We start from the raw sequence: 22,221 nt of genomic DNA on the forward strand, positions 1-22,221 counted from the left end.
GTGATGTCACTGGCGCGGGGTTGACCACTCCTGCGCCAGTACCTGGTTCTCATGGCGCTCCTGCTCCAGTTCAAACCAGGTCACACCCACCGCCTGAAACTGTTCCCGCTGATAAAAGCGGATGGCATCCGGATTGCCCTGCCAGACGGTCAACCAGTATCCCTGCCAGCCCTCTGCCTGCAACACCTCCCGCGCCGCGCCTAGCAAGGCAGGCCCCAGTCCCTGCCGGGTCTGACACGCCTGCACATACAGACGATCCACCTCCACCTGCTGCGGCAATTGCCGGATCGGGTCCGGTCGCCCCAATCCTAATTGAATGAAACCCGCGGCATGGCCTTGCTGCTCCGCCAACCAGAAACGCTGCTGCGGATCACGCAAGGCATGCTGTAGCTGTGCCTCGGTAAACGTTTGCAACACATACTCTGCAATGACCGGGCGAATACCGTCCTGCGCATAACGTTCCAGCCATACTTGCATGCCCAGCGCGGCCAGTACCGGCGCATCCGCCAGTGTCGCCGGGCGAATGTGCCAGCCCGTGCTCATTGAAAACGCATCGACAGGTCGATGGCACGCACATGCTTGGTCAGCGCACCAATCGAGATCCGGTTGACCCCGGTTTCTGCCAACGCCCGCAGGCTATCCAGCGTTGCATTACCGGATGCCTCCAGCTGGGCACGCCCCGCCGTCAGCTGCACCGCCTCACGCATCTGCGCCAGCGACATATTGTCCAGCAGCACCAGCGTCACCCCGGCCTCCAACGCCTGGCGCAGCTCATCCAGTGTTTCCACTTCCACCTGAATCGGCACCCCGGACTGCAATTGCCGCGCCGCCGCCACCGCGGCAGCAATCGACCCGGCAGCGAGGATGTGGTTTTCCTTGATCAGAATGCCATCGTACAGTCCCACCCGCTGATTCTGCCCTCCGCCGACTCGCACAGCGTACTTCTGCGCCAGCCGCAAGCCCGGCACGGTCTTGCGGGTGTCCATCACCGCCACCGGCAGGTCCGCTACCACCTCGGCATACTGGCGCACCACGGTTGCCACGCCAGACAAGGTCTGCAGGAAATTCAGCGCGCTACGCTCGGCGGTCAGCAAGGCCCGTGCAGGCCCGCTGATCTCGCACAGCAGCTGATCCGCCACCATCTGCGCGCCCTCCGCCACCTGCCAGCTGATCTGGCAGCGCGCATCCAGCTGCGCAAAGCAGGCCTCAAACCAGGGCTGCCCGCACACCACCGCTGCTTCGCGTGCGATGACCCGTGCCGTACCCATCCGCTCGGCGGGGATCAGCCGGGCGGTCCAGTCGCAATGGCCAATATCCTCGCTCAAGGCACGGCTGACATCCGAGGCAATCTGGTATAGCGGTGGTATCGCCACCGGATAAAGACTATTCATCGTGTTCCGTTGCTTGTGAAACATTCCAGGCTTGGGCTGCTGCCACAATATCGGGCAGCTGCGCCATGGTGACCTGATGAAAGAAACGCCCCCCCGGCGCCAGCTTGATATTGGGCCCATGCTCACACTCTCCCAGACAGGGAAAGGGGATGACTTCGATGTCCGCCGCCGCAGCCAGCGGCTTGAGTGCATCCAGCAAGGCCTTGCTGCCACGACCTCCGCAACTGGGTTGCTGCCCGAGGAAGCGGTTCTTGGTGCAGACAATCAGGGTGGTTGGCTGAGGGGTATCGTCCATGCCGCCATTGTACGTGGCGCCGCCCGCTTGCGCACCTTTGACCTGGCGCAAATTCCGGCCGCTTGAAAATCCGCCCGCACACCCCGACCTCCTGTTCATGAGAATAAACCTGGAGATCGCAGCATGCGTTTCGACAAATTGACCACCAAATTCCAGCAGGCCTTTGCCGATGCGCAAAGCCTGGCGCTGGCGAACGACAACGGCTTCATCGAAGCCCCCCACCTGCTGCTGGCCCTGCTGCAACAGCAAGATGGCGGCATCAGCGGCGTGCTGGCCAAGGCCGGCGTCAACCTGTCCGGCCTCAGCCAAGGGTTGCAGCAAGCCATCAAACGCCTGCCACAGGTAGAAGGCAATGGCGGCGAGATGACCGTTTCGCGTGAGCTGGGCAACCTGCTGAACCTGACTGACAAAGCCGCCAGCAAGCGGGGCGACCAGTTCATCGCCAGCGAGATGTTCCTGCTCGCCCTGCTGGAAGACAAAGGCGACACCGGCAAACTGCTGAAAGAATGCGGCGGCAGCAAGGCCGCCATTGAAGCTGCGATTGACGCGATCCGGGGTGACACCGGCGTCAACAGCCAAGATGCAGAAGCCCAGCGCGGCGCGCTGGACAAGTACACGTTGGACCTGACCGAACGCGCCCGCCAGGGCAAGCTGGACCCGGTGATTGGCCGTGATGATGAAATCCGCCGCGCTATTCAGGTCCTGCAGCGCCGCACCAAGAATAACCCGGTGCTGATTGGTGAGCCCGGCGTGGGCAAGACCGCCATCGTGGAAGGGCTGGCACAACGCATTGTCAATGAAGAAGTGCCCGAGTCGCTGAAATCCAAGCGGGTTCTGGTGCTGGATCTGGCCGCCCTGCTGGCCGGTGCCAAGTACCGTGGCGAATTTGAAGAGCGCCTCAAGGCCGTCCTCAACGACCTGGCCAAAGATGAAGGCAACAGCATTGTCTTTATCGACGAGCTGCACACCCTGGTTGGGGCAGGCAAGGCTGAAGGTGCCATGGATGCGGGCAATATGCTGAAACCGGCATTGGCACGCGGCGAGCTGCACTGCATTGGCGCCACCACGCTGGACGAATACCGCAAGTACATCGAAAAGGATGCCGCGCTGGCGCGCCGGTTCCAGCAAGTGCTGGTCGACGAGCCTTCGGTGGAGAGCACTATTGCCATCCTGCGCGGCCTGCAGGAGAAGTATGAAATCCACCATGGCGTGGAAATCACCGACCCGGCGATTGTGGCCGCCGCCGAACTGTCGCACCGCTACATCACCAACCGCTTCCTGCCGGACAAGGCCATCGACCTGATCGACGAAGCCGCTGCCCGCATCAAGATGGAGATCGACTCCAAGCCGGAAGCGATGGACAAGCTGGACCGTCGCCTGATCCAGTTGAAAATTGAGCGCGAAGCGGTCAACCGCGAGAAGGATGAGGCCTCGCAGAAACGGCTGGGCCTGCTGGAAGAAGAAATCGCCCGCCTGCAGCGCGAGTACAACGATCTGGAAGAGGTATGGAAAGCCGAAAAAGCCCAGGTGGTTGGCTCCCAGGCGGTGAAGGAAGAGATTGAAAAAGTACGCGCTGAGATGGACGCGGCTCGCCGCAAGGGGGACTGGCAGAAGATGAGCGAGCTGCAATATGGCCGCTTGCCACAGCTGGAAGCCCAGCTGAAGCAGGCCGAAGCGCAGGAAGACCAGCCGCGGCAGGCCAAGTTGTTGCGCACGCAAGTCGGCGCAGAGGAGATTGCCGAGGTGGTAAGCCGCGCCACCGGCATCCCGGTCAGCAAGATGATGCAGGGCGAACGTGACAAGCTGCTGGCGATGGAAGACCGCCTGCACCACCGCGTGGTGGGTCAGGATGAAGCAGTGCGGCTGGTATCCGATGCGATCCGTCGTTCCCGTTCCGGGCTGTCTGACCCGAACCGTCCTTATGGCTCCTTCCTGTTTCTGGGCCCTACCGGCGTCGGCAAGACCGAGCTGTGCAAGGCGCTGGCCGAGTTTCTGTTTGATTCGCAAGACCAGCTGGTACGCATCGACATGAGTGAATTCATGGAGAAGCACAGCGTATCACGGCTGGTGGGTGCGCCCCCCGGCTATGTGGGCTACGAGGAAGGCGGTTACCTGACGGAAGCCGTGCGCCGCAAGCCCTACAGCGTGATCCTGCTCGATGAAGTGGAGAAGGCGCACCCGGACGTGTTCAACATCCTGCTGCAGGTATTGGATGATGGTCGGCTGACCGACGGGCAAGGCCGCACGGTGGACTTCAAGAACACGGTGGTGGTAATGACCTCCAACCTGGGCTCCGGGCAGATTCAGGCGCTGACCGGACAGCCCTATCCTGAGGTCAAGGCGGCAGTGCTGGATGAAGTGAAAAACCACTTCCGCCCCGAGTTCATCAACCGGATCGACGAGATAGTGGTATTCCATGCGCTGGGGGCTGAACATATCCAGAACATCGCCCGCATTCAGCTGGCGGGGCTGGAGAAGCGCCTGGCCAGCATGGAAATGGGGCTGGCGGTGACCCCGGAAGCCTTGGCGCAAATTGCCGAAGGTGGCTTCGACCCGGTATATGGGGCACGCCCGCTCAAGCGGGCGATCCAGCAGCATATCGAGAACCCGCTGGCCAAGCTCATCCTCAGCGGGCAGTTTGCCGCCAAGGATACCATCATCGTCGACCTCGCCCACGATGGCAGCATCCAGTTCAGGAAACCGTCCTGAATACGCTCCGGGCCGACCTCTCAGGCCCGGAGACGTGTGCAAGGCTGCATGGCTGCGCTATGCTGGGGGCTCCTCAAACCTGACAGGAGCCCCTTATGCTGCTGCACAAACTGAAAACCCTGCTGACCGCATCCGCCATGCTGCTGGCAGGGGTAGCCAGCGCACGCACCCCACTCGTCCTGATGACCGATTTCGGCCTGAAAGATGGCGCCGTTTCCGCCATGCGCGGTGTGGCCTATGGGGTGGACCCGCAGCTGAACGTGTCCGACCTGACTCATGAGGTCCCGGAGTACGACATCTGGGTGGGCGCATACCGCCTGTACCAGACCGCTAACTACTGGCCGCAGGGTACGGTGTTTGTTTCGGTGGTCGACCCCGGCGTGGGCACCGAACGCAAATCGGTGGTGATGAAGACCAAGGATGGCCGCTACTTCGTTAACCCGAACAATGGCCTGCTGACCCTGATTGCCGAACGTGATGGTGTGGCCGAGCTGCGGCAAATTGACGAAAAGACAAACCGCCTGTCCGGCTCCGGTGAGTCCTATACTTTCCACGGCCGTGATGTGTACGCCTATACCGGCGCTCGCCTTGCTTCCGGCATGATCCGCTTTGAAGAAGTGGGCCCTGCCCTGCCATTGGACAGCGTGGTCCGCATCCCCTACCAGAAAGCCGAGCGCAGCAGTGCCAGCCTCAAGGGCATGATCCCGGTACTGGATGTACAGTACGGCAATGTCTGGACCAACATCCCCAAGGCCATGGTGGAACAACTGGGGGTGAAGCAGCACGACAAACTGCGCATTCGGGTCTACAAACAGGGCAAGCTGGTACACGAAGCGACCGCGCCGTATGAGAACACCTTCGGTGATGTGCCGGAAGGCCAACCACTGTTCTACATCAACAGCCTGCTCAACCTGTCGATTGCCATCAACATGGGCAACTACGCCAGCACCTACAAGCTGGAATCCGGCCCAGACTGGTCGGTAGAGATCAGCAAGCCTTAAGCTCAGGGAGCAGACGCTGCTCGCCCGGCCAGCAGGTCGGGCGGGATGGCATAGTCCGGGTAGGCTTTGCGGAAACGCTGTAGCGCCTGCTCGGCTTCCGTCAGCTTGCCCTGCTGGCGCAACTGGCGGATTTGCTGCAGCCAGACCGCAGGTGGCAGGCTTTCTTCTTTCGGGGCGGCATAGCCCGAAGGCGCAGCTGCTTTTTGCTTTTTCTCCAGCTCAACGGCCTTGGGTGGCTCGGGTTTGTTCGCGGCGACACGGGCATCCAGCCCTCCCTTGGCCTCTACCTTGGGAGCAGGGGCCGCGCTGGCACGCGGCGCCATCTCCGGTGCAGTCTGGCTCAATGACTCGCTGTCTGCCGTCACCGTCTCCGCCAAGGGTTCCGGCTGGGCAGCTCCCACCTTATCTTTCATGCGTGACTCGGCATTGGCTGCGGGTTTGGCCGCAGGCACGGTGCGGGCACGTGCGGCCACCACGGGTGCGGCGACCTGGGCGTCCGCTTGCGCGGAGGGCGCTGGCATCGGCGCGGCCGGTGCCAGCTCGGCCTCTGCGGGGGACGAACCCGACAACAATTCGGGGGCTGCAGCTGAGGCCATCGCCACATCCGGCGTGCCTTCATCTTGCAAGGCAGGGTGCGCGGCCTGCTGGCGCTGCACCTGCCAGCCCACGCCGATGGCCAGCATCAGGCTGGCGGCCAGCGACAGCGGCACCAGCCAGCGCGGGCGGCGCAGTGGCACCACGGTCGGCTGCGCTACCGCTTCACGCGCAGCAGCCAGAATCAGGGCGTCCAGCTCGGCGGAGGGGCCTTCATCCGGCAGGGCCTGATAGGCGGCAGAGACCTGCGGATCATCCAGTTGTGTCGGTGACACGGCGCGTTGCTCAGCCATGCGCCCCTCCTTTCCAGCCCGCCAGCGACTGCTTTAAACGCTGTACGGCATAACGCAAACGACTCTTCGCCGTTTCCGGCAAGACCCCGGTCAAGCGGGCAATTTCCTCCAGCGACAACTCGCCATGCTCCCGCAGCAGGAAGGCTTCGCGCTGGGCGGCGGGTAGCTCGGCCAGTGCCTGCCGAATGGCCTCTGCCTGCTGCTTGCGGTCCATCACCTGCTCCGGCAGTGGTGCGCGGCTATCCACCAGCTGCGTCAACGGGTCCCCATCCTCGTCACCTTGCAGCTGCTGCAACAACAGCGGCTCATGGCGGCGCAGGTAGTCGAGCAGGCGGTTACGGCCGATCTGGTACAGCCAGGTGCGGAAGGCCGCCTGCGGCTGGTAGCTGCTGCGAGCCCGGGTGACATTCATCCACACATCCTGATACACATCGTCCAGCCAGGGGGCATGGGCACACTGGCGGGCGAGAAAGTGGTACAGCCCACGCTTGTGCCGCTCATACAGAATGGCGAAAGCATCGGCATCACCGCCGGCATAGCGCAGCATCAGGCTTTCGTCAGGCAGCTCGGTCAGGGCTTGGGTCATGGTGCGGCAAGTGTAGCGATGCCGCCCTCATGACGCCAGCCCTGTGGCGTGGATCAGCCTTCCTGCGGTACCGGATACAGCGGGGGCAGGCTACGTGCCTGCGGCTTGCTGCTGCTCAGGCTCTTGGCGAGGCGTGCCAGTTTGAGCCATTCGGCGCGGTAGCCGAAACGGTCTGCCCCACGTGCCCCCTCTCCCAGCCGGATGATGTCATCCCAGCCAAAGCGGCCCAGGTATTTGCCATCTTCCGATAATTGCTGCCCGAAAGCGGCCACCGCAGCGGCAAAGCGGAAGTCATCACTGGTTTGCGTCAACGGCTTGATCTGCTGCTTCCAGACCGGCGAGGTCAGTAGCTGACTGCTGTTGCTGCCTGGTGCCTTGTAGCGGACCTTGAGAAAGGCCAGCTCATTGCTGTTGGTCGCCGGGCTTGCTGCGGGTTTGCCTGCCGCCGGCGCGTAGCGCGGCGTGGGCAGCCGCCCTGCTTGCCCCACCAGCGTCACTTCATACAGCGCGGTGACGGTATGGCCAGCCCCGATTTCACCGGCATCGACCCGGTCATTGTCGAAATCTTCGGTTTTCAGAGCGCGGTTCTCAAAGCCGATCAAGCGGTATTCCGATACCTGGGCCGGGTTGAATTCCAGCTGCAGCTTCACGTCCTTGGCCACGGTGGCCATGCTGGCGCTAAACTCGTCGACCAGGACCTTCTGCGCTTCATTGAGGTTGTCGATATAGGCGTACTGACCATCACCGGCGTCGGCCAGCTGCTCCATCAACCGGTCGTTGAGGTTGCCCTCACCGAAGCCCAACGTGGAGAGGGAGACGCCGCTCTTGCGACGTTCTTCCACCATCTGCTTCAGCTGGTTGAAATCACTGATGCCCACATTGAAATCACCATCGGTGCACAGCAAGATACGGTTGATGCCCTGATCCAGATAACCCTGGCGCGCCATGCGGTAAGCGAGCTCAATACCGGCTGCGCCTGCCGTGCCGCCGCCGGGTTGCAATCGCGCGATGGCATTGCGCAGCTTCTCGCGGTCGGTGGTCGGCTCCAACACCACACGGCTGCCGCCGGCATAGGTCACCAGCGACACCTTGTCCTGTGGACGCAGCTGGTTGATCAGCAGGCGCAGGGCATTCTTCAGCAAGGGCAGCTTGTTCGGCTCATCCATCGAGCCGGACACATCCACCAGAAACACCAGATTGGCTGGCGGCAGGCTGGTGGTGGCCGCGTCGGTGGCCTTGATGCCGATCTTCAGCAGGTGACTGTTAGCGTTCCACGGTGCCGGTGCCATTTCGGTGCTGAAGGTGAACGGCTGCACCTTGCCGCCGGTGGCCACTACCGGCTGTGGATACTGGTAGGGGAAGTAATTGACCAGCTCTTCCACCCTCACCGCATCCGCAGGTGGCAACGTACCCTGGTTCAGCATGCGGCGCACATTGCTGTAGGAGCCGGTATCCACGTCAATCGAAAAGGTCGAGATCGGGTCTTGCGCCACGCTGACCACGCTGTTGCGCTTCAAATGGTCATAAACCTCGGTGTTGGCGGGCGGAGGTGTCCAGTCTGGTGCAGGCTCCTCAACCATCGGAGCAGCACTTTCTGCGATACGGATGTCCTTGTTCCTCAGCGCCCCAGCTGGAGCCGACTGCTCCTGTTTTTTCACTTCCAGCTGCGCTGAAGGCAATGGGGCTTGGGGTGGCACATCATCCAGCGCCTCTGGCGGCACCGTGGAAACCTGAGGCGGCAGCGGTTTGTGCCCCCCGGTGCTACTGGAGGCAGAGGACGTCGCCTGTTGTGGCTGCTGGCAAGCGCTGAGCAGCAGCACCAGCGGCAAGAGGGGCAAGGCGGGGGTGATGCGCATGATGGACTCCAGGTTGAGGGATCATGCAGACTGAAACGATCACGCGCCGAAAATGGGGTTAACCACTTTTAAAAAATTTTCCAGCCCGCTGGCTTGAACTTGCCCCGGGCTTTGCGGATGATGGGGCTTTTGCCGCAGGAGCGACCGCGTGAAGCCCGTTGCTATCGTCCAGCAGATTGGACACGACACCCCGGATTACTTTGCCGACTTCCTCACCGCTGCCGGCATTCCGTGGCAACTGTTCCGCATGGATCTGGGCGAGCCGCTGCCCGCCAGCATTCGGGCTTTTTCCGGTTACTGCATGCTGGGTGGGCCGATGAGCGTGAATGATGAGGACACCCTGCCCTGGCTGCGACAGGAGATGTCGCTGGTGCAGGAGGCGTTGGCGGCAGACATCCCGGTGATTGGCCATTGCCTGGGCGGGCAGTTGATCGCCAAAGCGATGGGCGGTACCGTAGGGCCCGTTCCCATGCCAGAAATTGGCTGGAGCCAGATCCACCTGCCCGAGTCACAGGATGCCGAACGCTGGCTGGGTGGTGAGCAAACGGTATCGCTATTCCAGTGGCACGGTGAGGGTTTCACCGTGCCTGAAGGTGCGCGCCTGATTGCCAGCAGCCCCTATTGGGCCAACCAGGCTTTTGTGGTGGGCCACAAGCATCTGGCCATGCAGTTTCATTGTGAGGTCAATGCACCCAAGGTTCGCCACTGGACCATCGAGGAGCGTGCTGAGATTGAATCCGTACAGCACCACCCCAGTGTGAGCCCGGCGGATGACATCCTGGCCGGGTTGGAGCGCACCATCCCGCAGAGCAACCAGTGGGCTGACCGTATCTATCGTGAGTGGATCAAAGGCTTGGTACACGGAGCATGAACATGAACTGGCAAACCGCAGACCTGTGTGATGCCTGGTCGGAACAGCTGCAGATTGCCTGCCCCGGCTTGCGTCATTTTGGCGGCATGCAACAGTTTCAGGGGCCGATTGCCACCCTCAAGCTGTTTGAGGACAACAGTCTGGTACGCAGCACGCTGGAAACACCGGGCGAGGGCCGGGTGCTGGTGGTGGATGGTGGCGGCTCGCTGCGTTGCGCCCTGCTAGGTGACCAGCTGGGCGAGCTGGCCGTGCGCAATGGCTGGGCCGGGCTGGTGATCCACGGCTGTGTACGCGATAGTGTAGCCCTCGGCCGCTTGCCGCTAGGCGTCTATGCCTTGGCAAGCCATCCGTTGAAAAGTCACAAGCGTGGCGAAGGACAAAGCGGCCTGACCGTGCAATTTGCAGGCGTGCGCTTTACGCCCGGTGAACAGGTGTATGTCGACGCGGATGGCCTGCTGGTGGCCCGCCAAGCCTTGCACCTGTCCACCACTCCTCAGGATTGAGCGGCCAGCTCCTGCGAAAATGGTGCGGAAGACAGCACGATCTTCTGGATCATCGCCAGTTGCAGCGGGATCATGGCGTCCGGCTCAAACAGGATGTAGGGCATGATGCGCGAGTGCATGGTGAGCAGCAGGCCGTGCACGCTGTTGAAAAAGTACACGAAGCGCGCCACCAGCTCTCGCTCGTCCACCTGTACTCCTTTTTGCCGCAAGGCACCGGCTACTGCTCGTTTGCCAAGGTCCATGGTGCGCAGGGTTTCCTTGCGCATGTCTTCGGCCATGGGCTGTAGCGGGGTATCGACAAAATCCTTGTACAGGATGGGGGGGTGCATCACCAGCTCGTAGAGGTGAAACTGGCTGTTGGCATAGTGGAAGTAGATGTCGATCAGCTTGCCGAGGTGGGGTTCATCCAGCGATTCTTCATGCAGGTGATCCTGCAACTGCTGGTTCAAACCGGCATGGAAATCGGTGAAGATGGCAAGAAACAGCTCGTCCTTGCTGTCAAAAAACTTGTACAGATTGCCCACCGACATATTGAGTCGCTTGGCCAATGTCACCATGGTCAGCGATTCCCAGCCCAGCTCCAGGATGGTGGCTTTCGCCTCCTCCAGAATCTTTTGACGCACCAGCTCGATGTTACGGCGTGGCCTTGCCATGCTTTTCCCCTCTCCACCTGATCTGTTTTCGTCTGAGCCTGCTGTACGGTGCTATCCCTTCACCATGGCACAGCCTGCACATGCTTGTAAACCTTGATTCACTCATTCAGTGGGTCGGCCCGAACGCCATTTCTTGTCCTTCTTACCGCATGGCTTTGGCCGAACGCAAAAATCCATTACAATCAAAAGCTTCTGATTGTAAGGGATTTATGATGTTGACGATAGGCTTTGTCCTGCTGGCGTATCTGATTGGTTCGATCTCGTTCGCAATCGTCAGCAGCAAGCTGTTTGGCCTGCCCGACCCGCGCACTTTCGGATCCAAAAACCCCGGCGCCACCAATATGCTGCGCACCGGCAACAAACTGGCCGCTCTCACGACCCTGCTGGGCGATGGCATCAAGGGCTGGGTCGCGGTGGCCCTGGCCATTCACTTTGGCTTGCCACACGGCCTGGACGTCTACGGGCTGGCGCTGGTAGTGATCGCCGTCACACTGGGGCATATGTGGCCGGTGTTCTTCAGCTTTTACGGTGGCAAAGGCGTCGCAACAGCCTTGGGCATTCTGCTGGCGCTGGACTGGCGTCTGGGCGCTGCCGCACTCGGCACCTGGCTGCTGATGCTGGCGGCCTTTCGCATTTCATCGCTTTCTGCACTGACGGCCGCCCTGGTTGCCCCACTGGCCGCCTGGTGGTGGCTGGGTAACAGCCCGCTGACCGGGTCGATTGTGGTGCTGTCTGCCTTGCTGATCTATCGCCACAAACGCAACATTGCTGACCTGCTGCGTGGCAAGGAAAGCAATGTCGGGCAGAAGGCGGGAGATCTGGAGCAGTCCTGAGTACGGACACCAGTCGCCCATACTGGGCGGCTGGTACAGCAGACCATAAACAGGTGCTTAGCGGCGAGTTGGCTTTTCTGCAGGTGGTGGGGTATCGACCTCAAAATCCAGCAGGTCAAAATCCGGCGAGGGTTCGGCTTTGGCATGTCCGGCCGAGTGCGTCAGCGCGGGCGGCAGCTCGTCTTCCTTGGGCGGATCAAAGGTCAGCTCCAGATCAAAATCCAGCGTGTCACTGCTTGCCTGGGGCGTCGCGGCCACCTTGCTGACCTTCGCACCCGGCGCAGGCGCCGCAGCCTCATCCAGTTCAAATGACAAGGGCGGCACATCTAGCGTCATCATCTCAGCGGGGGCTGCTTCTGGCGCGGCATCAGCAGCCGGCAATGAGTCAGCACCTTCTTCCGTTGCGCCAGTCACTTCCGCGGCCGTGGTATCGCCACCATGCATTTCATCACGCATGGCTTGTACCTTGTCCCAGATCGGCAGGCCGTAGGCGATATCCCGGAAGCGGTCAGCCAAGGCATCAAACGCGTCCGTCATGCCGTGTTGTTTGTGAATCTCAAACAACATCAGCCACAAATCGAGGTGGTACGGGTTCTTGTCGACCTCCTCGGTCAACAGCGATACCGCATGTTCTACCCAGCCGTGTGACAGGAAGACCTGTGCCTCTTCCACCGCCCAGCGATCACCGTCCTCCACCACAATTTGCTCGTTGCGCAGCGGTACGCTGTCCAGCTCGTTGCTGGCAGCGGGTTCGCGCAAGCCAGCAGGCGCAGGCTGATCCAGCGGGTGAACCATAGTGAGTTGTGTCGGGGCGTCGACCTCGGCCTGAGCAGGCGCGGGGCCATCTTCAAAGTACCAGCTGTTATCCGACTCCTGCCGCTGGCGGTAGCGCCATGCCGCCCACGCCATCACCAGCAGGATCAGGCCCCCTGCGGCATACCACCATCCATAGCGCAGCCAATGACCATCCTCTTCACGAGCGGGTGTGGCAGCGGGCTGTGCAGCTGTGACAGGCACCGTGGCCGATACACTGGCAGGGGCTGCAGCAGGCAAACCACGTTGCTGCTTCAGCTGCTGCAACTCGCCCTGCATTTGCTGCATCTGGGTCTGCAGGTTCAACAGGTAAGCCAGTTGGTCATCAGAATTGATCAACTGCATTTTCTGCCGTAGCTGAGCCCGTTGCGCCTCCGTCATGGGCGTGGCGGGCTCAGTCAGGTCGTAGCTCAGCTTCAGACCAAACGTGCCGGTCGCCGGTGCCTGCGGTGGCTCCGGCAATACCCCGCCGACGGTTACGGATACCGAGCCACCCGCCGGTTTAGGGGCCGCCGGTTTGGGCTGCGGTGCCGGTTTGCTGACGACCGGCTTGGGTTTGACTTCAGCTGGCGGCGCGGTTGCTACATCCGTCGCAGGTGGCGACACCGGCTCCAGCCGCACAGCACGTACCTGTGCCGGGCTCGGCAAGGCCAGCACCACGCCCGCCGGGATGTTTTGTGAGGATGAGCTGACTTGTGGGTTGGCTTGCAACGCAGCCTGTACAAAACGCTGCTGGTTGCGGCTCTGTCCCGGATACCATTGCCGCGCCAACTTGATCAGGCTGTCGCCCTCACGCGCCACCCACTGCAAGGGGTAGGCGGAAGCAACGGCAGGCTGCTCAGCGGGCGGCTCACCATGGGGCGCGGGGTCCAGCAGCAAGCTGTAATCCCGTGCCAGCTGCCCTTTGGGTGAACAACTGACTTGCACATAAAGGCGAACCACCGGCTCTTGCATGGCAGCACGGGTCTGGATCACGATACTGCCGCCGGAGCGCTGCGTCTCGACCCGGATGGATGCACCCCGGATATAACCCTCACCACTGCCGCCCAGCTGAATGCATTCCGGCAGGATTTCTTCGCCCGCATCTGCGGTAAACGGCACTGTGATGGATAAAGGAAAACCGAGATGGGAACGGACGCGCGCCTCCCCCAACACCAAGGCCACGCCAGGGGTTGCGACCAGACAGCTCAGGGCCGCCAGTATCAGCTGGCGTATCCGGGAGGGCCGGATCAACACAGGGATCTCAGGCAAAAGAATCACTATCCGTTAATCAAGACGGGCCGCAACATGACAGCCTTGGTTCTGTTTTAGCCGTTTCGGCATAAAAAAGCAATATCCTTTTAAAATCACAAGCCTATGAAGCAAAGTTCAAGCAAACACACAGCAGTGCTGTCGACCCCCTACTTTCTAACACAGCGGCATGAAACAAACTGTTAAACATGTTTTCTGCATAGCACGCTTAAGCGCGCCATGCAGAACATTATTCAGTACATCCGGGCAGGCCGGTTTGCTGACTCAATAGTCGAGCGCCTCACGGATCTTGTCCCGCAGGGCATCACCTTGCAGGGCGACACGTTTGACCAGATCTTGCTGCGCGGCGTCCAGCGCCTTCTTCTTCCAGTCCGCCTCACTCCAGAACTGCAGCTTTTCAGGTTTGCCCGTGTCCAGGTCCATATTCACGCCATAGTGCAGATTGATCGCATCCATATAGCGGGACATGAAGCTCGCTCGTTCAATAATGACGGCAGGCAACGCCACCCCTTTTTGCGCCAGGAAAGCGGCCTCCGCCACCTCCAGCTTGTCCTTGCCATCTTCCGCGCGAGGACGTACGACGCTCAGATAGGTGGCGGCACAGTCCTGCCGGTGTTCATTCCGGCTGCGCACATCCTGCTGGTAAACATAGTCATTGTTCAATGGCTCACAAAAACCACTCAAGTTATACCAGCCACGGCTTTTGGCAGCACTGAGCTGGCCGGTGACAATCAACCTTGCCTGCAGCTGATGGCCGGCATCATCCAGTTTGACCAAGGACAAGGCGCCGTAAGCACCCGTGTCATAGTCCACGCCACCACCCTCAATCTGGGTGTGAGTCACTTCTGCATGCGCGTAGCTGACCGTCCACTTGCCTGCAGGCAGCGGCAGCTTTTTCTCACCAAATTGCAAGCTGTCGGTAACAGTGGCACCAGACACATAGCGCGCATCAAATTCCTTCACCAGCTCTCGCGGTGTTTTGAAGGAGAGTGCCCAGGCACCTTGCGCCAGTAATACGCAGCTCAGGCCCAAAGCGGCCAGATGAATTCGTTTCAATTTTTCCCCAATCTCTTCATATTGATGCAGGCTATTACTGACCCAAAAGCTCAGTCACAGCCTGCCATTCTACTGCGACGCACGTCAGCACGTCTGCTGCAAACCAGTTAAAATAGAGGCATCCCCCGGCGAGTGGACACTTGGTCCACCTCCAGACACCCGTATTGAGGAATGCCCGCCATGTTGCCGCACCAAATTGACACCCTGATCTCTGCCCGCTGGGTGGTGACCATCGACCATGCCAGCCGCGTACTGGAACACCACTCGGTGGCTGTTGCCGGTGGCAAGATTGTTGCCATCCTGCCCAGTAGCGAAGCCGAGCAGCGCTTTGTCGCCAAGGAACATATTACGCTGACTGACCATGCCCTGATGCCGGGCCTGATCAACCTGCATACCCACTCGGCGATGAGCCTGCTGCGCGGCTTTGCAGACGACCTGCCGCTGATGACCTGGTTGCAGGACCACATCTGGCCTGCAGAAAAACAACATGTGGGTGAGCAATTTGTGTACGACGGCACCTTGCTGGCCGCTGCCGAGGCGATCAAGAGCGGGGTGACCTGTCTGAACGACATGTACTTCTTCCCGCAACCCACCGCTCGTGCACTGCTGGATGCCCGGCTGCGTGGCGCAGTCAGCGTCAACGTGATCGAATTCCCCACCCAGTACGCATCGGATGCTGAAGATTACCTGAGCAAGGGTCTGGAAGCGCACAACCGCTATGGTGGCGAAGCCCTGCTGCAGTTCACCATGGCCCCGCATGCGCCCTACACCATTTCTGACCGCACCTTCGAGCGCATGGTAACGCTGGCTGACCAGCTGGACATGCAGATTCATTGCCATATCCATGAAACCCGCGCTGAAATCGAAGGCAGCATCAAGGAATTCGGCGTGCGCCCGCTGGAGCGGCTGGCTCGCTTGGGCATGCTGTCACCGCGTCTGATTGCCGTACACATGGTGCATCTGCTGGAAGACGAAATGGCACAGCTGGCCGAGCATGGCGTACACATTGCGCACAACCCCTCGTCCAACATGAAGCTGGCGTCCGGCATCTGCCCGGTCAGCACCCTGCACGACTTCAACATCAATGTCGGCCTCGGTACCGATGGCGCCGCTTCCAACAACCGGCTGGACATGTTCACCGAAATTCGTGCCGCAGCCCTGCTGGCCAAGGTCGCCACCGAGAACCCGGAAGTGGTCCCCGCCCATCGTGCCCTGGAAATGGCCACCATCTGTGGTGCCCGCGCGCTGGGCCGTGAAGATGACCTAGGTTCGATTGAAGTCGGCAAGCTGGCTGACCTGACTGCGGTCGATCTGTCCGACATCGTCTGCCAGCCCTGCTTCGATCCAACCTCACAACTGGCCTATGTGGCTGGCCGTGAAAACGTCACCCATGTCTGGGTGCAAGGCCAGTGCCTGCTGGACAACCGCCAGCTCACCACGCTGGATGAAGCCGAGCTGAAACAGAAAGCCCGCATCTGGCACGACCGCATCGCCGCCCGCTGATCAGGAACCACACCATGAGCACCGCCACCCTCAACGTCGACCCGCAAGAGATCGACAAATTCAGCCAGCTGGCCCACAAATGGTGGGACCCGAACAGCGAATTCAAGCCGCTGCACGACATCAACCCGCTGCGGCTGGATTTCATCGACCGCATCGCTGGTCTTGCAGACCAGTGCGTGATCGACGTGGGGTGTGGCGGTGGCATCCTCAGCGAAGGCATGGCGCGACGTGGCGCGACGGTCACCGGCATCGACCTCGCCGAGAAGTCGCTCAAAGTTGCCCGCCTGCACCTGCTGGAGAGCGGGCAGAAAGTGGATTACCACTGCATTGCCGTGGAGCAGATGGCCGAAGAGGCCGCCGGCCAGTTCGATAGTGTGGTGTGCATGGAAATGCTGGAGCACGTACCCGACCCGGCCAGTGTCGTGCGTAGCTGCGCTGCTCTGGCCAAGCCGGATGGTTACGTGTTCTTCTCTACGCTGAACCGCAATCCGGTGTCCTACCTGAAAGCCGTACTCGCAGCCGAATATGTGCTGGGCCTGCTGCCGCGAGGCACCCATGACTATGGGCGTTTTCTCAAGCCCTCCGAGCTCTCCCGCATGGCACGGGATGCTGGCCTGCAGATCGTGCAGCTGCAAGGCATGGACTACCAGCCCTTCGGTCAGCGCTACCAGCTGACTGACGATGTTTCCGTCAACTACCTGCTCGCCTGCCGCAAAGCCTGAACCCATGCAAGCCATCCTGTTTGACCTCGACGGCACCCTCGCCGATACCGCACTCGACCTCGGCGGCGCGCTGAACCGCCTGCTGACGGAAGAAGGCCGCCCGACCGTGCCCATGCAACAGATTCGCCCGATCGCCTCCCATGGCGCACGCGGGCTGCTACGGCTGGGCTTTGGCATCGAAAAAACCGACCCCGGCTTTGATAGCCTGCGACAGCGCTTCCTCGACCACTATGAAGCACTGTTCTGCGACCAGACCCGCCTGTTCGACGGCATTAACGACATGTTGCAAGCCTTGACGGCTCGCGGCCTGCGTTGGGGGATTGTCACCAACAAACCCATGCGCTTTACCGACCGGCTGGTCCCTACCCTCGGCTTTACCACCACGCCAGGCGCCATTGTCAGTGGGGACACCGTCGGCGTACCCAAACCGGACCCCAAGCCGATGTACCATGCCGCCAGCCTGCTGGGTGTTGACCCCACGGCCTGCTGGTATGTGGGCGACGCCGAGCGCGACATTGAAGCTGGCCGCGCTGCCGGAATGACCACCGTCCTCGCCGACTACGGCTATATCGCCGACGATGACCAACCCGAAGCCTGGGGAGCCGACTGGCGCATCGCCCAGCCACAAGACCTGCTCCCCCTGCTCCCCACCTCCACCGCTTGACCCTAATTCACATTTCATGACAGCACACCGGCTTGCGCCTGCACGCCGGTTTGTCCATAGTCAGGCCTGCAGCATTTCCCGATCACACCCGGAGGGTATGTCATGGCAGGCAAGTTTGAACTCAAATCCACCAGCAACGGCGGCTTCATGTTTAATCTGAAAGCCGGTAATGGCCAGTTCATCCTGACCAGCGAGGTCTACACCACCCGCGCCGCCGCAGAGAACGGTATCGAGTCCGTCAAAAAGAATGCGGCAGATGCCAGCCGCTTTGAGCGACGGGAAGCCAAAAACGGCGAGCCCTACTTCGTGCTGAAGGCCGGAAATGGCCAGGAAATCGGCCGCAGCGAAATGTACTCCAGCACAGCTGCCATGGAGAACGGCATCCAGTCCGTGCAGAACAACGCACCGGATGCCAGCACGGTCGAAGCATAGGCGTATCCACCACGGCTGTCCGGAACTTGGGCAGGCGTGGTATACTCCAAGCTGTACCAAATCTGGGGGCGACCTGGTTTCGACGTGGGTTGCAAAGCAGACGAGGGCATGCCGGGATCTCAGTCACCCCGTAAAACACTGAAACGCTATAGTCGCAAACGACGAAACTTACGCCCTCGCAGCCTAAAAAACTGCCGGCCGCTGTACCGGTTCTCTGATGGGCCGGGCGGGCAACCGCAACAGCGTCATTTACATCAGATCGTCCAGGATCGGGCTGCTTGATCCCGGGTTAAATCCAAGGCAGCTCGCTGGTAACAAGCCTGTCGGTTGGCGTGTTGACGGTTAAATCCAGTTAATCAGACTAAGCATGTAGAACTTGCTGTAGAGGGCTTGCGGACGCGGGTTCAATTCCCGCCGCCTCCACCACATTGAAGGGCTCGGATCATCTCCGGGCCCTTTTTCACTTTATGCTGTTATCAAGCTGTTGGGTCTCGAGCGAATATCTGCTAAAAAACAAGTCACTGCTACTGATCGGGCGTGAACTCCTCACCACCCCCGCCATCCGTGAAGCCTTGTGACTACGAACTCGCTCGCCAGCTCAACGTCTCCCGTGACACCATCCGCAAGTGGCGCAAGCGCAATACGTACAGGATGGTAGTCACACCGCACACCGCCTGCAAACCACCCTTAACGCTGCACAGGAAGAGCTGGTCATCTACCTGCGTACACAGCTGTTGCTGCCGCTCAATGGCCTGCTGGCGGTCATCCGTGAGTTCATCGAACCCGGCATGAGTCGCTCAGCGCTGGATCGCCTGTTGCGTCGACGCGGCCATTCCCGCTTGCCGGTGCCGGACAAGCCCAGCGATACCAGCAAGCCATTCAAGGCCTATGAGCCCGGCTATCTGCACCTTGATGTGAAGTACCTGCCGCAGATGGCGGACGAAACTACCCGGCGCTACGTCTTTGTGGCAATAGATCGTGCCACCCGCTGGGTCTTCATTGCCATCAAACGGCACAAGACGGCTGCCGCAGCCCGCTCGTTTCTCAACGCGGTAGCCAAGGCTGCACCGTTCAGGATACAGACCCTGCTGACCGACAATGGCAAGGAATTCACAGACCGTCTGTTTGGCCAGCGTGCCAGAGCGGCTAGCGGAGAACATGAGTTTGATGCATTGTGCCTGGCGCTGGGGATTGAGCACCGGCTGACCAAGCCGAAAACACCGCAAACCAACGGTATGGTGGAGCGTTTCAATGGCCGATTGGCGCAGGTATTGCGCACACATCACTTCAACAGTGCGGAGACTCTGGCACAAACGCTGCACCGCTATGTATGGCTGTATAACCAGCACTTGCCACAGAAGGCCTTGGTTCATGAAACACCTGTGCAGGCGCTCAAGCGATGGCAACATTCCCATCCGCCTCTCTTTTTGAAAGGGGTGCGCAATCATGCGGGACCTGACATCTAGCCAGATGCTGTTCCCACCCCCTGCGTCAATACCATCACCGCGCACGTGATCAAACAGCCTCCGCTTAGTCTTGGCAGCCAGCGTGTCACTTGCGGCTTCGGCCCACCCCATCCCGCCAGCCGATGACACGCTAAAATCAATGTGAAGAAGTACAACACGTTCAGCAGTTCAAAAACAGCTCCCAGCTGCGCATAGCTCCACCAGACACTCCCCCTTTGTCTGGTCAAAAACAGTGGGAAGAACGCAGCAAAAAACAGAATGGGCTTGGGGTTCCCCAGGGTTAACAATAGTCCCTGCCAGAAATGAGAGCGCGCGCCCAATTCTTGGCTGCTTGCAGGCATAACGGAGGGCTGCTGCCTCAGCAGGCCCCATCCAAGGTAGAGCAGATACACCGCCCCTGCCATGCGGATACCCATCAGCAATACAGGCCACTGTGTCAGAAGCGTTGTAACCCCCGCACCTGAAGCCACGATCAGTAGTGTATCACCAGCCACAATCCCCCAAGTTGCAGACACAGCAGCCCGCCTGCTACGCCCGGCCAGGCCGGCCACCAACAAGGTTGCAGGCCCAGGCAAAAGAATGATCAGTGCAGCAGCCGGGATAAATGTCAGGAGTGAACTGAGTTCAAGCATATTTGGCGCCCTCAGGCAGACGATATGCCACCAAATGTTGCTGGAACACACGCGCCAGATCGTCCTCATATGGCGGGATCTCCCAGCCTAGCTGTATGAGTAAGCCCAGATCCATGCAGAACGGCGCATCATAATCAAATGGCAACATCATGCTCTCAAGGGCATGGCTCCTATCTTGGATGCCCGCCACCTTGGCTGCTTCATTAAGTAAGCCAACAGAGGTGGCCTGAAACTGAGCCACATTAAGCGCCCCAAGATGCATGCTATTCATCCCCAACCAGTGCAGCGCACTGGACGCTATCTCGCTCAGAATAAACGACGATGGCATTTGGCATTGCTTACTCTTGGGGGTACCACCGGATACCGCCTGTTCCACATACTGCTGAGTCCGTAAGGTAAAGTCCTCCTGGCCTGCGAGAACGTGCCCCATGCGCGCCATGACTACAGGCAATCGCCCATCTTGTAAAAATGCGGCCTCAGCTTGTCGCTTCCCCGCGCTATACTTAGTGTCCGATACACCCGCCTTGTGCCATGGATAATCCCACTCCACCTGCTCAGCAGCTAAATCAGCCTCAGCTTCAGTGAAGGGGTGGTCATCCTGCCCCAGTAGTGGCTGATAAACCTCAATGGTCGAGGTCATGACATAACGCCCAGTGCGCTCCGCAAAAACCTCTGAAGCAATCGCTGCATCCAGCGGTGAGTAACATAGCTGGTCATAAATCACATCAAAATCACCTGACTGCTCGAAGGCTGCATGCATGGCCGGTGCATTACGACGATCGATAATGACTCTTCTAACCAGATGACCAAAATCATCCTTGGCCTGGCCTCTGGTTGCCACTGTCACTTCATGCCCTGCATGCAGCAAGCGCCACACCAATGACCGTCCAAACAAACGGGTCCCCCCCATTACCAGCACTTTCATGCCTTGCTCCTTGGTAAGATGAGCCCTATTTTTACTTGCCTTAGGCATGCGTAAAAGCCACAATTAATAGCTCTTAGCATAACTATTTCTAGGTCTAGATCATGCGCAAACGGTTACGCAATCTGGCTGGATTGGTGGATTTTGAAACGGCTGCCCGCTGCGGAGGTTTTCAGCAAGCGGCCGCCGAACTACACAAAACTCCAGCCGCCGTCAGTCAGCAAATCCGCCAACTCGAACAAACATTGGGATTCACCTTGTTTAGCCGTCATGCACAATGCGTTCATCTCACAGAACGCGGGCGTTTACTCGCCAGTACCGTCAGCGAAGTACTACGAACCCTGCACGACAAGATCGACCACCTGCAAGATGAGGATCCCGAGGCCACATTGCGCATCACCAGTACCCATTCCTTCTCGTTGAAATGGTTAGCACCGAGGCTGGCCCGTTTTACCAACCAGGTTCCGGGCTGTGATTTACGATTAGAGTCTAGTGATACTGCGCTTGCAGTGGGCCCTGGCGCCTGTGATGTCGCAATACGCTATGTACAAATGCCAGGTCAGGCTGGTTTGGCAACCTATCCGGAGCAACTTATTGTGGCGTACAGTCCGTTGCTCGCCTCGCATATCGATATCGACATGCTGCTACGTTTCCCTCTTCTATATGAAGGTACCACCGACTTGTGGCAGCAAATCATCGCAGAGCTTGGACTTAACGCCAGTAAGCCAGACTTTGCGCATCGCTTTAGCCATAGTGGCTTACTGGTTCAGGCAGCCGTCGCCGGCCACGGCATTGCCCTGCTGCCATACAGCCTGGCCAGCCATGATCTCGAGAGTGGACAGCTGATACGTATTGCCCTCCCTGCAAGAGCACACACCCATGGCTACCAGATCCACGCCAGTACGCCACTGCAGCCTAAAGTGAGTCGCTTCGTACAATGGTTTGATCAGGAAATGACCGCCTTGCAAGACCTTTTGGATACATAAGACACAAACAGATGCAAGGGTGTGCTATTAGATTGCCCCAAAGCGAGAAGCCCCTGCAGGGATCTGCAGGGGCTTCAAATGGGAGCCTGGCGGTGACCTACTTTCACAAGCGATCTGCTCACTATCATCGGCGCAACGTCGTTTCACTGTCCTGTTCGGGATGGGAAGGAGTGGGTCCAACGCGCTATG

The 22,221-nt window shown here is 59.9% G+C and carries 21 protein-coding genes, 1 rRNA gene, 1 other RNA gene and 1 pseudogene; 12 read left to right on the top strand and 12 right to left on the bottom strand.

Annotation, left to right across the window (positions count from 1 at the left end; translation table 11 throughout):
* Window positions 1-6: 6 nt before the first annotated feature.
* From HF682_RS12525 to HF682_RS12535, 3 genes are read right to left on the bottom strand one after another with little or no spacing between them, the layout of a single operon-like run.
* Window positions 7-543: a GNAT family N-acetyltransferase gene (locus tag HF682_RS12525; protein ID WP_168877607.1), complete on the bottom strand. Its 537-nt coding sequence runs from the start codon at window positions 541-543 to the stop codon at window positions 7-9.
* Window positions 540-1,391 carry a carboxylating nicotinate-nucleotide diphosphorylase gene (gene nadC, locus HF682_RS12530; RefSeq protein WP_168877608.1) on the bottom strand — a complete coding sequence of 284 codons (852 nt, stop codon included), beginning with the start codon at window positions 1,389-1,391 and terminating at the stop codon, window positions 540-542. Before nadC ends, HF682_RS12525 begins: the two co-directional genes overlap by 4 nt.
* Window positions 1,384-1,686 carry a (2Fe-2S) ferredoxin domain-containing protein gene (locus HF682_RS12535; RefSeq protein WP_168877609.1) on the bottom strand — a complete coding sequence of 101 codons (303 nt, stop codon included), beginning with the start codon at window positions 1,684-1,686 and terminating at the stop codon, window positions 1,384-1,386. The genes nadC and HF682_RS12535 overlap by 8 nt, the downstream gene beginning before the upstream one ends.
* 123 nt (window positions 1,687-1,809) lie before the next feature.
* On the opposite strand from HF682_RS12535, the gene clpB reads away from it, so the two are divergent.
* Together clpB and HF682_RS12545 are read left to right on the top strand one after the other, a co-directional pair.
* Window positions 1,810-4,395 carry an ATP-dependent chaperone ClpB gene (gene clpB, locus HF682_RS12540; protein ID WP_168877610.1) on the top strand — a complete coding sequence of 862 codons (2,586 nt, stop codon included), beginning with the start codon at window positions 1,810-1,812 and terminating at the stop codon, window positions 4,393-4,395.
* Window positions 4,396-4,490: 95 nt separating this feature from the next.
* Window positions 4,491-5,396 (top strand): SAM hydrolase/SAM-dependent halogenase family protein, encoded by a 906-nt coding sequence (locus tag HF682_RS12545; protein WP_205882048.1) that lies wholly within the window; start codon window positions 4,491-4,493, stop codon window positions 5,394-5,396.
* 2 nt (window positions 5,397-5,398) lie between these two features.
* Here HF682_RS12545 and HF682_RS12550 read toward each other — a convergent pair whose 3' ends face one another.
* The 3 genes from HF682_RS12550 to HF682_RS12560 are packed head-to-tail and all read right to left on the bottom strand — an operon-like array spanning window position 5,399 to window position 8,725.
* Window positions 5,399-6,283, bottom strand: a complete 885-nt coding sequence (locus tag HF682_RS12550) for a hypothetical protein (RefSeq protein WP_168877611.1) — start codon at window positions 6,281-6,283, stop codon at window positions 5,399-5,401.
* Window positions 6,276-6,869, bottom strand: a complete 594-nt coding sequence (locus HF682_RS12555; protein WP_168877612.1) for an RNA polymerase sigma factor — start codon at window positions 6,867-6,869, stop codon at window positions 6,276-6,278. Before HF682_RS12555 ends, HF682_RS12550 begins: the two co-directional genes overlap by 8 nt.
* 53 nt (window positions 6,870-6,922) lie before the next feature.
* Window positions 6,923-8,725: a vWA domain-containing protein gene (locus HF682_RS12560; protein WP_168877613.1), complete on the bottom strand. Its 1,803-nt coding sequence runs from the start codon at window positions 8,723-8,725 to the stop codon at window positions 6,923-6,925.
* Between the two features lie 148 nt (window positions 8,726-8,873).
* Here HF682_RS12560 and HF682_RS12565 point away from each other — a divergent pair, with 148 nt between their 5' ends.
* Window positions 8,874-9,596: a type 1 glutamine amidotransferase gene (locus tag HF682_RS12565; RefSeq protein WP_168877614.1), complete on the top strand. Its 723-nt coding sequence runs from the start codon at window positions 8,874-8,876 to the stop codon at window positions 9,594-9,596.
* 2 nt (window positions 9,597-9,598) lie between these two features.
* Window positions 9,599-10,099, top strand: coding sequence for a ribonuclease E activity regulator RraA (gene rraA, locus HF682_RS12570; protein ID WP_168877615.1), 501 nt, complete (start codon window positions 9,599-9,601; stop codon window positions 10,097-10,099).
* Here the strand turns inward: rraA and HF682_RS12575 are convergent.
* Entirely contained in the window at window positions 10,090-10,752 is a 663-nt protein-coding gene (locus HF682_RS12575; protein ID WP_168877616.1) for a TetR/AcrR family transcriptional regulator, read from the bottom strand. The genes rraA and HF682_RS12575 overlap by 10 nt on opposite strands.
* A 212-nt stretch (window positions 10,753-10,964) precedes the next feature.
* On the opposite strand from HF682_RS12575, the gene plsY reads away from it, so the two are divergent.
* Window positions 10,965-11,585, top strand: coding sequence for a glycerol-3-phosphate 1-O-acyltransferase PlsY (gene plsY / locus HF682_RS12580; RefSeq protein WP_168877681.1), 621 nt, complete (start codon window positions 10,965-10,967; stop codon window positions 11,583-11,585).
* 57 nt (window positions 11,586-11,642) lie between these two features.
* Here the strand turns inward: plsY and HF682_RS12585 are convergent, their stop codons facing one another.
* A complete protein-coding gene (locus HF682_RS12585; RefSeq protein ID WP_168877617.1) occupies window positions 11,643-13,649 on the bottom strand; it encodes a type IV pilus assembly protein FimV in 2,007 nt (668 codons plus the stop codon).
* Window positions 13,650-13,913: 264 nt separating this feature from the next.
* Window positions 13,914-14,705 carry a hypothetical protein gene (locus HF682_RS12590; RefSeq protein ID WP_168877618.1) on the bottom strand — a complete coding sequence of 264 codons (792 nt, stop codon included), beginning with the start codon at window positions 14,703-14,705 and terminating at the stop codon, window positions 13,914-13,916.
* A gap of 180 nt (window positions 14,706-14,885) precedes the next feature.
* Here HF682_RS12590 and HF682_RS12595 point away from each other — a divergent pair, with 180 nt between their 5' ends.
* The 6 genes and pseudogenes from HF682_RS12595 to HF682_RS12620 form a co-directional block, all read left to right on the top strand.
* Window positions 14,886-16,208 (top strand): TRZ/ATZ family hydrolase, encoded by a 1,323-nt coding sequence (locus HF682_RS12595; protein ID WP_168877619.1) that lies wholly within the window; start codon window positions 14,886-14,888, stop codon window positions 16,206-16,208.
* Between the two features lie 14 nt (window positions 16,209-16,222).
* Entirely contained in the window at window positions 16,223-16,930 is a 708-nt protein-coding gene (gene ubiG, locus HF682_RS12600) for a bifunctional 2-polyprenyl-6-hydroxyphenol methylase/3-demethylubiquinol 3-O-methyltransferase UbiG (RefSeq protein WP_168877620.1), read from the top strand.
* A 4-nt stretch (window positions 16,931-16,934) separates the two neighbouring features.
* A complete protein-coding gene (locus HF682_RS12605; RefSeq protein ID WP_168877621.1) occupies window positions 16,935-17,594 on the top strand; it encodes an HAD family hydrolase in 660 nt (219 codons plus the stop codon).
* A gap of 102 nt (window positions 17,595-17,696) precedes the next feature.
* Window positions 17,697-18,026, top strand: a complete 330-nt coding sequence (locus HF682_RS12610) for a YegP family protein (RefSeq protein ID WP_168877622.1) — start codon at window positions 17,697-17,699, stop codon at window positions 18,024-18,026.
* A gap of 64 nt (window positions 18,027-18,090) precedes the next feature.
* Window positions 18,091-18,452, top strand: a transfer-messenger RNA (tmRNA) gene (ssrA, locus tag HF682_RS12615).
* Between the two features lie 159 nt (window positions 18,453-18,611).
* Window positions 18,612-19,492: pseudogene (locus HF682_RS12620) on the top strand (IS481 family transposase); the annotation flags it as partial.
* On the opposite strand, the gene HF682_RS12625 reads toward HF682_RS12620, so the two are convergent.
* Together HF682_RS12625 and HF682_RS12630 are read right to left on the bottom strand one after the other, a co-directional pair.
* The gene (locus HF682_RS12625; RefSeq protein WP_168877623.1) at window positions 19,489-20,124 is read right to left on the bottom strand and encodes a LysE family translocator; all 636 of its coding nucleotides are present in this window, start codon (window positions 20,122-20,124) and stop codon (window positions 19,489-19,491) included. The pseudogene HF682_RS12620 and the gene HF682_RS12625 overlap by 4 nt on opposite strands.
* Window positions 20,117-21,049, bottom strand: coding sequence for an NAD-dependent epimerase/dehydratase family protein (locus tag HF682_RS12630; RefSeq protein WP_168877624.1), 933 nt, complete (start codon window positions 21,047-21,049; stop codon window positions 20,117-20,119). The genes HF682_RS12625 and HF682_RS12630 overlap by 8 nt, the downstream gene beginning before the upstream one ends.
* Window positions 21,050-21,150: 101 nt before the next feature.
* Here HF682_RS12630 and HF682_RS12635 point away from each other — a divergent pair, with 101 nt between their 5' ends.
* Window positions 21,151-22,032, top strand: coding sequence for a LysR substrate-binding domain-containing protein (locus HF682_RS12635; protein WP_168877625.1), 882 nt, complete (start codon window positions 21,151-21,153; stop codon window positions 22,030-22,032).
* 84 nt (window positions 22,033-22,116) lie between these two features.
* Here HF682_RS12635 and rrf read toward each other — a convergent pair.
* Window positions 22,117-22,221 (bottom strand): 5S ribosomal RNA (rrf, locus tag HF682_RS12640); the annotation flags it as partial.

Source organism: Leeia aquatica, assembly GCF_012641365.1.
In the GTDB taxonomy this organism is placed as follows: Bacteria; Pseudomonadota; Gammaproteobacteria; order Burkholderiales; family Leeiaceae; genus Leeia; species Leeia aquatica.